This window comes from Microcoleus sp. S13_C5 (assembly GCF_036700845.1).
Taxonomy (GTDB): domain Bacteria; phylum Cyanobacteriota; class Cyanobacteriia; order Cyanobacteriales; family Microcoleaceae; genus Microcoleus.
Window position 1 is genome coordinate 1 of record NZ_JAUBPR010000174.1, and the last position, 10,430, is coordinate 10,430.

Below are 10,430 nucleotides of genomic sequence, written 5' to 3' on the forward strand. Positions count from 1 at the left end.
TTGATAATTTTCGAGAACGGGTATTAGCTTGCTTCTCTAATTAGATAAAAATATCACCGTAAGTTCTGGAGAACCGAAAATCAAAGCTGGGAAATTGAATCGGGTTGATGTTGAGTTTCACCTGCAAAGCATCGCCCAGATAAGCAGACAGTTCATCTGAGATTTTTTGGATATCTTTTTGAATTATTTTGGCTAACTCTTTGCGAATATTTGTTCCATCTCGAACAAGCTCATCTTGAGTATCTATCCACCAATTATGAATGTGTGGCGCACAAAACTCATTGATAGTTTCAACAATTTTCCCAGCTTCTGCCTTCGTTTTACACCGGATAATGCACGGATCGAACTCTTCACTATCAACAATCTGTTCAGAGGCAGAGGTACTGAAAGCTTGTGGAATAGACTCACCCAGTATATCCAACAAGGATGCACCTAACTTAAAGACTCTCCCTAGGCTTTGACCAAAGCCAGGGATTAATTCTAATACGGCTTCTCCCATGTCTCCTACTCTTTGTCCCCAGCCTATATTATCAGATGTTGCTGGTGGTAGTTGACGACTTTGTTGAGTTTTTTTTGGCTTTGGAGAGTTGGCGGAACGAGACTTTGCAATTTTATCTATCTCACTGGCTATCTGAGCTTTAGCCTCATTAGCAAATGTGTTAATGCCTTGACTAAATCCTTTGATTAGTGTTTGCTTCTGTTCCTCTACAGTTTTCTTTACAGATTCAATGTTCGCCCTCGCATTCTCCGAACGTCTTCTGTAGTCTTCTACTTTTTCTTTTAGGGCTTCAATTCCCATTTTCCAACCCCTGATCTGTGTATTCTGAGTATCCTCAATTGCCTTAGCAGCTTTATCAAGTTCTGCCACCACCTCACTCAATAAATTCCAGCCTGAATTTTGCGTAATCCTTTGAATGACTGTTTCTTGAATGCTCGGAATACCGCTATCTTGCAAAGCTCTTGGTGCAATTTCTTCAGGTAAAGGAATTACTCTCCTACCTTTTTCATCTCTCTCAGCATATTTGGCACTAAAGAAATCCTCAAAATCTTTTATCTCCTTGTCAGTGGCTTTTTCTTGCTGAATCAGTTTCGCTAAAAGTCCTTGTCGAGAACTAGCAGGGTAAATAACTGGATTGCAAAAGCCAAAGCCAACTAACTCTCGCTCTAAATCTTTAATGACATCAGCAATTTCTTTGTCTCTCTCTGTTTTTTGGTCAACTTTATTCAAAATAAAGTAAATTTTTCCCGTGTTCTCAGCTATAAAATCCTTACGATTTTCAACAACATCCTTAAACAACTCAGCAACTGCATTATCTTTGTAGGAAGCGTAGTTTAAAATAAACAGAATGGCATTGCAGGTTCGCAGTGCTTCTAGTGCGGTCTGCTTCAGTGCATTTATGTTGAAGTTTGCAGACTCCCACTCATTAGGGCCGGGAGTATCAACTAAGGTAAAGCCGGTTAGAGAAGATAATTGGCTAATTGCTTCAATCGGATGCTCGATCTCAAAGCGTGTAGTGTTATCAGGATTACCTTTTTCTCTGATTTCACGGGTACGCTGCAGGAATTTTTGCTGAATTTCGCCAGCGTCACCCTCAACAAGAATGACTGGTTTTCTTTCTCCTTCTCGGTACTCTAAAAGTTTAGGAGTTTCGCCTGGTTTAATGTGTCGGACATCTGTACGGCAGATAGTACAGGCGGCCGTTTCACTCGCCAGCACATCAGCACCGATGATAGAATTTAAGAAGGTGCTTTTGCCAGCTTTCATTGCTGCAATGACGGCTACTTGATACTTCTGATCTTGCAAAGCCTTTAAAGCTTTGTTAATTTCATCTTCAATGCTTTGTAGCCCTTGACTTTCATCTCCCTGAATGCGGAGTCCGTCACGGAATTCTTTGAGATATTGTAAGAGGAAAGTGCCTGTACTGTAAATGCTCGTGTATGCTGCTTGAAATTCTTGAGAAGACATAAGTTGACACTTTTTAGTTGAGGGACGGGCTAAGTTAGACCTAGAAATTCGCGGTTGAAATTGATATAGATGATATAGATTGTGCGCTTACCAACCTATCTGCCAGGGGTTTAAACTCCTGGCGGACTCGTGAAACAAGGGCTAAATATCAACAACCTAGTTATTAGCCAGGGACTGAATTCCCTGGCGCGAGTCAATGTTTAGTCGTCAGAAAGAGCCTTGCTAATCCCGTAAAATGCCAAACCTGCTAATGCACCTACGGCTATACCAACGGGGCCAGCAGCAGCACCAATACCAGCACCTCCGCCAACGGCACCAACTGCCGTAAAACCAGAAGCAGCTACCACACCAGCACCCGCAGCAGCACCCGCAGCAGCGGAACCTGCCGCTTTCGCTATTTCATCACCTTTAGCCATTGGAATACCTCAGTGTAAGGAACAAAAACTAACTGTTTCACTAACAAAAGTTAACTAAACAGGCAAAATTTGAAATATCGCGCTCGCACTTTCTCGCTTCTCTAAGTATTTGCACTTATAAAATGAGGGGGTAATTTAATACTAGACTACCTATTGTTAGCAAACAACTAACAAACGTTAGCAATTTCGGTTATGCTATCGTTAGCCACATCTCACCACACCCTAAAATGGCCTCAAAGGAAGACTTATTTGCCGAAGCCGCGAAACACTGGGACTTAGAAAGGCTGTACCAAGCTTTTGCAGAAGCTAAACGGCAAATCTCTCCTCGATCGCGCAGGGGACTAACAGAAACAGAAAAACTTTACCTGCGAGGATTGCTTTCCGGTTGCAGTCCCGCCGAAATCGCCCGCCAACTGTTTCAGAGTTCCAAAAGTGCAGAGGTTTATTTATGTAAAACTTTATACCAATATGTTAAAAAACTCGCAGATGTACCTAACGAACCTGTAGGAAATTGGCGCAATATTTGCGATCGGCTACAGGAAGCCGGATATAAAACTCAGTCTTCTCCTGAATTTAAAATAAACAATTCTGTACCTACAGAAGCATTAGTAAAAATAGTTGGTATAGGTGTGATTGAGAAAAATACAATATCAATTGATATTAACATCAGATTAGAATTCCCCTCAACTTCAGAAACTCCGAAAACAGAAAATTTGGATAAAGAGGATTAGATGGGCGAGCGCACTTGGGGACAGAAAGGGATCTCGCCCCTCCACAGAGAGGCAAAAATGTTAATAATCTTATAGCTGATAGTTTGAGAAGGAACTTTTTGATAAAATATCAAAATTAAAACTGACCACATCCGCTTCGATTTTACCTAAAACAATCAAATTAGTCAAATTTATGTCTCGATTAAGTATCAGATCGAACAAAAAAGCTCTGGGCTTTGTGCTGGGTTTATTAATTTTTGTCATTTTCATTCCCGGATGTTGGGCTTTAACAAATAATATTGCTCCCACACCAGTACGGCAAGTAAATAACACAGTAGCTGTGCGGGCAGATGTACAAAATACATCAAATTCTCGCTCTTCTTTAGGAGTTGGGCTTAATGGTATTGCTGACTGGTCAACACAATTACCCTTTTTAGATGCTTTCAAATCTTCTAGACAATGGATAACTCAATGCGTTAGCGGACAACCAAACTGTAAAGGTGAATGGGATACAGAGGAGCATAATCTTTTAAATCTTGATGAAAATGGGTGGGTAAAGTCTCTCCCCTCGCCCGAAGATGCTCCTAAATATACTAGGGTAAGTACGCTATTACTTAGGGAAATCCCCAATCGCTATCCTTCAGGGCAATATATTGTTACTTATGAGGGTGAAGGTGCGATCGAATATAGCTTTGATGCCAAAAAAGATGAGGCTGCGTCGAAACCAGGGAGGGATATCATTAATGTAGATGCCACACAAGGCGGAGGCATAATGATTATAATTACTGCTACCGATCCCAAGAAAACAGGGAACTATATCCGCAATATTAAAGTTGTTCACTCCCAAGATGAACAGCTTTATCAAAGTGGTGAAATATTTAATCCGCTGTTTATAGACAAGATTAAAAAATTTAGAGTGTTGCGTTTTATGGACTGGATGGGGACAAATGGTTCAGAACAAAAAGAATGGTCAAACCGACCTAAACCAGAGAGTGTCTCCTATGCTTACAGAGGGAATGCTCCCATAGAAGTTATGGTGAATTTAGCTAACAAAGTCCAAGCAGATCCCTGGTTTAATATGCCGCATCAGGCTACGGATGAATATATGACTAACTTTGCTAAAATGGTCAAAGATAGTTTAGACCCAAAGCTGAAAGTTAATGTAGAGTATTCTAATGAGGTTTGGAATTGGTCATTTCCACAATCGAATTATGCTTTAAAACAAGGTAAAGCGAGGTGGGGGGATAAAGGCGATGCTTTTATGCAATGGCACGGAATGCGTACTGCTCAAATGTGCGATATCTGGAAAGGCGTTTTTGGGGATCAAAAGAATCGAGTTGTCTGCGTGTTAGGAACTCAAAGAGCTTGGAGAGAGTTAGAAACTTATTCTTTAGAGTGTTCCTATTGGGTGGCTGAGGGCAATAAACCTTGTTATCAACACGGTATTGATGCCGTAGCCATAGCTGGATATTTTAGCGGAAACTTGGGCGGGAAAGAAAGTGTCAGCACAGTAGAGTCTTGGTTGAATGACGCAGATGGCGGGTTTGGCAAAGCTTTTAAGCAATTAAGAGACGGCGGGTTACTTCCTGGCTTCAAAGATAGTTTGCCCGATGTTGATAATGACTTTAGGTATTACTTAGATGTGGCTCAAAAAAAAGGTCTCAAGTTATTTGTTTACGAGGGCGGGCAACATATTGTAGGTACTGAAGGAGTTGAGAATAACGAAAAACTGAGCAAGTTTTTTATGGAATTAAATAGGCGCCCAGAAATGTATGATATCTACACCCAATTACTGAATAGTTGGAAACAAGCTGGAGGCAGTCTTTTTATGCACTTTGTGGATGTGAGTTCATTTAGTAAGTGGGGAAGTTGGGGGGCTTTGGAATATGTGGAACAAAAGGGTTCGCCTAAGTATGATGCCTTGATGGATTTTATTGATAAGAATCCTTGCTGGTGGGATGGCTGTGCTGTGGAGGGATGATGAGGAATTGGGTGGAATCAAGAATCCTTCGACACTTCCTCAAACTCTTCCGCATCCCCCGGTAAACCCGAACCCTCGCTACTCCTCAACCTGGGCGATTCCCCATTACTCGCACCGGCACCATAAAGCCCAGAATACCTCTCCTCCAAGCCCGAATCCCTTAGCGAAAGCGCACTTCTTTGACTCGGCGACAATCTATCTGTTGAACGGCGATTTGTCCCAGAAATCGGCGGCTTGCGAGTTAAAGTTTTCCAAGCAGCCTTAATCCCAGTCACTACGCTGCGAGTAGTTACCTGCACGTTTTGCGCCTGCTTTTTGGCGCTACCAATACTTCGATCGACCTGTTTGACAACCTCGCCCGCACTTTGTACTCCCTCGCTGACATCATCCGTCAACTCGCTAATTTCCAGCCCCGTCAACCGAATCGCCTCCAAAGTGGGGGGAAATTCGCGAGAAAGCGTGTCAGCGAGCTTTTCCACGCTGCGGGCCGCCCGGGCCAGCGCTTGCACCGCAGGTATTAAAGTCACTAAAACAGCAGTCAGGCTAACTGCCACTAGCAAAATCGAAAGTCCTAGCCAAAATATGGGATCGCTCACTTGAATCTGGGATTGGGGGTTGAGAATTTCATGCCATTTAGCGGATGGGAGGGCGCGGCGGGGGACTCACTTCAGCTTCAGCTTCCGACAGGGTTTGGCGTTCCCGCTGAGTCGCTTCCAAACCTGCCGCGATCGCCTCTTTGAGTCTAATCAAAGTTTCATCCCAATTTCGGATTGCAGTTTCAGAAAGTCGATCGGCCTGCAACTGCACGCTAGTCGATAAATCCTCCGCCAACTCCGGCAAAGCATCGGCCGATTTTTTCAATATCTGCCGCGTCTCCTTGCCCGGTCGCGGTGCCATCAGCAAGCCAGTCACGGCCCCGATCGCAGAACCCACAAGCAAACCGCCAATAAATAATCCTGAACGTTTAGTTGACATTTTTATAACTTCTCTCCATACACCAATTTTAGGGGCGTTTGCCCGATCGCAGCCCTTTACAAAGGTAGAAATATTGTTGAAAATCCTAGGGAGTCAGCACAGACGGCAATTTTAGGATAGCTTACCTCAAACGTCGATCGCGCCTGGACCAAAGCATCCGTCCCAAACCCAGCAATCCCAAAAGTTGCTGAACCTGTTCCAGTTGCAATTCCAGTTGTTGATAACGCCGTCGTAGTTGGCGGGTACCTTGCTGCCTTTTACCAAGGAAATCCGGCGACGTACTGAGGACATTGCTGCTACAGCGTTCGATTGCGGCGATCCGAATTTCCAAACGTGCGATCGTCCGCCTGATTTTCCACACTTTCGCAGCGATATAAAAACAGACTAGAGATATTAATATATTGATAATTACAACAGCATTCAGCATTTATTACCTATTTTCAACTACTAACATATTCCGCTTTTTTGGGCGGGCTAGAAGCAAAGATTTACCAGATATATTGGAGGGAGACAACATTGTTGTGTCCTGATCTATGTTTTAAGGACACAACAATGTTTTGTCCTGAACTATGTGTCCCTATCCCTAAGCTGGGTCTATTTTTAAGCCTGAGACATAGCAGGCAAACAAACCTTAGTACCGCCCAAACCGCAATAACCGTTCGGGTTTTTAGCAAGATACTGCTGATGATAGCTTTCTGCGTAATAAAACTCAGGAGCCTCAATAATTTCAGTGGTAATCTTGCCGTAACCTGCAGCAGTCAAAGCCTGCTGGTAAGCATCGCGCGAAGCTTCAGCTAGCTGCATTTGGCTAGCTGAATACGTGTAAATGCCCGATCGATACTGAGTACCCGAATCATTGCCCTGACGCATTCCTTGAGTAGGATTGTGACTTTCCCAAAAAACTTTGAGCAGCGTTTCGTAACTAATTACTTTCGGATCGAACACAACCAGAACTACTTCATTATGTCCCGTCATCCCGCTGCAAACTTCGTTGTAAGTAGGATTCGGAGTAATCCCGGCTGCGTAGCCAACAGCCGTCGAAAAAACTCCATTTTGCTGCCAAAATTTGCGTTCCGCTCCCCAAAAACAGCCCAGGCCAAACAACGCAGTTTCCATGCCGTTTGGAAAGGGAGGTTTGAGCGGATTGCCGTTAACAAAGTGAGTTGCCGGTACCGACATCGACTCTGCCCGTCCCGGTAATGCCTCTTGGGGAGAGGGAAGGCTCGACTTTTTGCCAAATCCAAATAGCACCATAAGTTTGTGAGGGGATCTCTGATAAACGTCTTTACCTTACTTAATAATATCAGATGTATACTGAAAATAGTGGCCCTCTTAAAGGTAGAAGGTAAAAACCAGAAGGCAGATTTTTTTTACGGAAGGTTTTTGGTGATACTGCTCACTGCCAACGCAGTTTTAAATCACATTAGGTAGTGTTCTATGTCACCAAAACACGCCTAAAATATCACCTATTGTTGAGTTGTAAATCACGCGGATTTTAGGCAAAATAGCCGATTATTAAAAGTATGGTGTTGTAGTAGTTATTCAATACCATTTATTGGGAGTGTGTAGAAATGGCCGCTAAACCTTGCAGTCAACCTTTAAAATCTAATCCGTTTATTACTTATCGCGACCCAATTACAGGCAAGTGGATTGTGGTAAATCAGACTTTGCCCAAAGCAGCAGAACAAGCACAGCTCGCAGCAGCTTGAGTTCTCATATTAATTTTTGACCTAAAAATTAACCATTCTTTCACACTTCAGGACTTACGCAAAAAGTTATTGGACGCCCTACTTATATTCGTAAGGTGCTTACGTTGCCCCTACCTAAGCACCTTACTTTGAAACATTTCTCATCTCTTTTTGCAGTTCCAAATACCGATAGAGATATTCCGAAATTATCCCGTGCAAAAACAAGTCGCGGGCAGCATTAAATGGACTGTTTGGCGCTAGCGGATGGCGATTAACAATTACATGATTCCAGTCGCAATTTCCGGTAATCTCGCTGACGTACACTCCGAAGTTTTCATCTAACTGAAGCGACATCACTGCTCGCGCAAATTCGTCGCTAGTCAAACACAGAGAATAAAAGACTTTAAACAATTCGATCGCCGATTCTAAATCCAGAATGTTTAGCCATCTGCGTTTTTCTAAATCTATGGCAACTTCTACTGGTTGAATACTATCATAATTTATTCCCCGTTTTTTGACGACTTGCAACCAGTTAGGATTTGTCAGCATTGCCTGGTTGTAATCCCAGACAAAGTTATAAAGAATTAAGTCGTGTTCGAGAAACGCATTCTCAGCTAAATCGTTAACAGTGCGCGGATAAAGCTTGGACTTTTCTATCTGGGTGTCGGGGCCGTTGTCAATCAAGAAGTTGATAATGTTGGAGCCGATGCAGATGTGTCGGACAATTAAATAACAAGCTTCTGGCGAGACAAAGTTATTTAGGAAAAAAGCAGCCGATTTGTGCATTAAAGTGTAAGCGCGGAATTGAAATGGCAACAGGCGCTTTGTTGTCATAATTACCGCCAGCAACAAGTTAGCAATTACTTTGATCGGAATCAGCAAATAACTGCGAGTCCAGTTTTGCAAATCCCGGATCATGTAGGCTTTTGCCACTAAATCGACGGGAATAGATCGATCGCAAAACAGCACATCCCACACATTCGGATATCGGCGGTTATAGGGTTTGGTAGCGTAAGGGATTTTTCGCTCATCTGGTAAATTTTCGGTATCTTGTTTTTGCAGCTTTTGCATTAGCGAATTTCCTCCAATTGCAGCAAATATAAACGAGCAGTAACGCGAGCGGTTTTGACAATGCGGCGGGCAATATCATCTGTCATCCATTCGGCATTAATCAAATTTTCCAGTTTGGCTAAATGCGACTCGTCATTAGATCCGTGATACGCTAAAAACGATACTTGTTCGTCTTGCAAACCGAGAGTTTCTTGAATTTGTTTTGCCCACTTTCCCGCCAACCGATTGCCCAATCCTTCGATAATAAACATACTGCCAATTAAATCAACCGGATTGTCCCGCGATGCTTGGTGGAAGATAAAAGCTGATAGTGCTTCGCTGCCAATATTCTTATCATATTCCACAATTTTAGCCAATTCACCGCCCACAGAAACATAATTTTGTTCTAGCATTTGATAGTCGCGGTGTTCGTCTTGGGCATGGCCGATAAAAGTCGATCGCAGGCGAAAGTCACTCATGTTAGAAGCAGCGCGAGCAATCCAGCGAGCTCCCTCTACAACTTGCGGCCGGAGATTGCACAGCAAAGCTTGATAATCTTCTATTGTAAACTCTCCCCGGTGCAATTTGCGGACAATGGGAACAGAACGAATTTCGCGATCGAACTTCAGCCAAATCCATGCTAACTCCCGCAACAAATAAGCTTGCGGAGAGTTGGGGTGTGCAGGTTTCACACTTTCGAGAGGCGAAGCTTCGGGAAGCTCATGAAAGTTAGAAATTTGAGAAGTCATAGGCTTATGGGTATTTTCCACAGCAGTTAACATAATATATGCCGTGGTAAAGCGCCCGCTTTCCGGGACAAAACAAAAGATTTTCTGTCCAGGCTGCAACTTGCCCGAATTGAACAATTCCTCTAACATTAAATAAATCGAGGCGCAGCCTGTATTTCCGCGTGTGTATAAGTTGGTAAACCATTTTTTTTCAGGAATCATGCAGCCTGCTTGTTCCAGAAGTTCTACAATTTGTCCCCGGAAAAAGTGAGACGAATAGTGGCACAGCAGCCAGTCGATTTCCTGCGGACAAACTCTCCCGGCTTTAATCAACCGCAGCCAACCTTCAACACCTAATTTCATTATATTGTCCAGCAAGCGAATATTTTGCCGCAAGTCAAAAGCTCCCGCTGTGGCTGCATCGAGGTAGGAGGAATAATCCAACCAGCTTTTGGTTGATGTTTCGTTTGCTAATCCTGAATACATACAAACAGGATAAGCATTGGCGTGAGAAACGAGTTCAATCCATTCTATTTTTAAACTAATTCCTGTTGCGCTGGGATGGTTTTGGAGCAACAAGGCTCCCGCACCGTCGGAGAGCATCCAGCGCAGAAATTCTGTATCGAAAGGCAGGGGTTTTCCCGCTTGCACTGAAGTCTCGGCTTCAAATTTGGTGTTTTTGAACAGGCGCGAGGGAAACTCGGAAGCGACGGCAATTGCTGTTTGTTTTTTGCCGAGTTCGATTTGAGAGGCAGCGTAATTTAAAGCACTAACTCCGGCACAGCAAACTCCTTGAGTTGAAACTATTTCTAGGGGAGATAATTCGGAAAGTTCCCCGTGTAAGTAGTCAAACAAAATTAATTACACAAACAACTAATATGATATAATAAAAAATATCAAGTTGTGTTCAAAGAAG

11 protein-coding genes are annotated in these 10,430 nt (G+C 43.2%); 3 read left to right on the forward strand and 8 right to left on the reverse strand.

Annotated features, from left to right (window positions below; all coding sequences use genetic code 11):
• Positions 1 to 40: 40 nt before the first annotated feature.
• Together QUA04_RS27120 and QUA04_RS27125 are read right to left on the reverse strand one after the other, a co-directional pair.
• Complete coding sequence (locus QUA04_RS27120) at positions 41 to 1,966, reverse strand: dynamin family protein (RefSeq protein WP_333263152.1); 1,926 nt, start codon at positions 1,964 to 1,966, stop codon at positions 41 to 43.
• A gap of 200 nt (positions 1,967 to 2,166) precedes the next feature.
• The gene (locus QUA04_RS27125; protein ID WP_333263154.1) at positions 2,167 to 2,382 is read right to left on the reverse strand and encodes a hypothetical protein; all 216 of its coding nucleotides are present in this window, start codon (positions 2,380 to 2,382) and stop codon (positions 2,167 to 2,169) included.
• Positions 2,383 to 2,609: 227 nt separating this feature from the next.
• On the opposite strand from QUA04_RS27125, the gene QUA04_RS27130 reads away from it, so the two are divergent.
• Positions 2,610 to 3,113: a DNA-binding response regulator gene (locus QUA04_RS27130; protein WP_333263156.1), complete on the forward strand. Its 504-nt coding sequence runs from the start codon at positions 2,610 to 2,612 to the stop codon at positions 3,111 to 3,113.
• A 172-nt stretch (positions 3,114 to 3,285) separates the two neighbouring features.
• On the forward strand, positions 3,286 to 5,073 hold the full coding sequence (locus QUA04_RS27135) for a cellulose-binding protein (protein WP_333263159.1): 1,788 nt from the start codon (positions 3,286 to 3,288) through the stop codon (positions 5,071 to 5,073).
• A gap of 17 nt (positions 5,074 to 5,090) precedes the next feature.
• Here QUA04_RS27135 and QUA04_RS27140 read toward each other — a convergent pair whose 3' ends face one another.
• The 4 genes from QUA04_RS27140 to msrA all read right to left on the reverse strand — a co-directional run bounded on the left by QUA04_RS27140 (position 5,091) and on the right by msrA (position 7,302).
• Positions 5,091 to 5,669: a DUF948 domain-containing protein gene (locus QUA04_RS27140; RefSeq protein WP_333263162.1), complete on the reverse strand. Its 579-nt coding sequence runs from the start codon at positions 5,667 to 5,669 to the stop codon at positions 5,091 to 5,093.
• 37 nt (positions 5,670 to 5,706) lie between these two features.
• A complete protein-coding gene (locus tag QUA04_RS27145; protein WP_333263165.1) occupies positions 5,707 to 6,048 on the reverse strand; it encodes a YtxH domain-containing protein in 342 nt (113 codons plus the stop codon).
• 121 nt (positions 6,049 to 6,169) lie between these two features.
• Positions 6,170 to 6,475, reverse strand: coding sequence for a hypothetical protein (locus QUA04_RS27150; protein ID WP_333263168.1), 306 nt, complete (start codon positions 6,473 to 6,475; stop codon positions 6,170 to 6,172).
• Positions 6,476 to 6,648: 173 nt separating this feature from the next.
• Complete coding sequence (msrA, locus tag QUA04_RS27155) at positions 6,649 to 7,302, reverse strand: peptide-methionine (S)-S-oxide reductase MsrA (protein WP_333263171.1); 654 nt, start codon at positions 7,300 to 7,302, stop codon at positions 6,649 to 6,651.
• A 317-nt stretch (positions 7,303 to 7,619) separates the two neighbouring features.
• Here msrA and QUA04_RS27160 point away from each other — a divergent pair, with 317 nt between their 5' ends.
• On the forward strand, positions 7,620 to 7,757 hold the full coding sequence (locus tag QUA04_RS27160; RefSeq protein ID WP_333148305.1) for a hypothetical protein: 138 nt from the start codon (positions 7,620 to 7,622) through the stop codon (positions 7,755 to 7,757).
• A gap of 123 nt (positions 7,758 to 7,880) precedes the next feature.
• Here QUA04_RS27160 and QUA04_RS27165 read toward each other — a convergent pair whose 3' ends face one another.
• Together QUA04_RS27165 and QUA04_RS27170 are read right to left on the reverse strand one after the other, a co-directional pair.
• Entirely contained in the window at positions 7,881 to 8,807 is a 927-nt protein-coding gene (locus tag QUA04_RS27165; protein WP_333263173.1) for a DUF6999 family protein, read from the reverse strand.
• Positions 8,807 to 10,369, reverse strand: coding sequence for a 3-oxoacyl-[acyl-carrier-protein] synthase III C-terminal domain-containing protein (locus QUA04_RS27170; RefSeq protein WP_333263176.1), 1,563 nt, complete (start codon positions 10,367 to 10,369; stop codon positions 8,807 to 8,809). Before QUA04_RS27170 ends, QUA04_RS27165 begins: the two co-directional genes overlap by 1 nt.
• Between the last annotated feature and the right edge of the window lie 61 nt (positions 10,370 to 10,430).

Coding starts and splice junctions, on each gene's coding strand:
- QUA04_RS27120 (WP_333263152.1), bottom strand. CDS start 1,966: ATGTCTTCTCAAGAATTTCAAGCAGCATACACGAGCATTTACAGTACA.
- QUA04_RS27125 (WP_333263154.1), bottom strand. CDS start 2,382: ATGGCTAAAGGTGATGAAATAGCGAAAGCGGCAGGTTCCGCTGCTGCG.
- QUA04_RS27130 (WP_333263156.1), top strand. CDS start 2,610: ATGGCCTCAAAGGAAGACTTATTTGCCGAAGCCGCGAAACACTGGGAC.
- QUA04_RS27135 (WP_333263159.1), top strand. CDS start 3,286: ATGTCTCGATTAAGTATCAGATCGAACAAAAAAGCTCTGGGCTTTGTG.
- QUA04_RS27145 (WP_333263165.1), bottom strand. CDS start 6,048: ATGTCAACTAAACGTTCAGGATTATTTATTGGCGGTTTGCTTGTGGGT.
- QUA04_RS27150 (WP_333263168.1), bottom strand. CDS start 6,475: ATGCTGAATGCTGTTGTAATTATCAATATATTAATATCTCTAGTCTGT.
- msrA (WP_333263171.1), bottom strand. CDS start 7,302: ATGGTGCTATTTGGATTTGGCAAAAAGTCGAGCCTTCCCTCTCCCCAA.
- QUA04_RS27160 (WP_333148305.1), top strand. CDS start 7,620: ATGGCCGCTAAACCTTGCAGTCAACCTTTAAAATCTAATCCGTTTATT.
- QUA04_RS27165 (WP_333263173.1), bottom strand. CDS start 8,807: ATGCAAAAGCTGCAAAAACAAGATACCGAAAATTTACCAGATGAGCGA.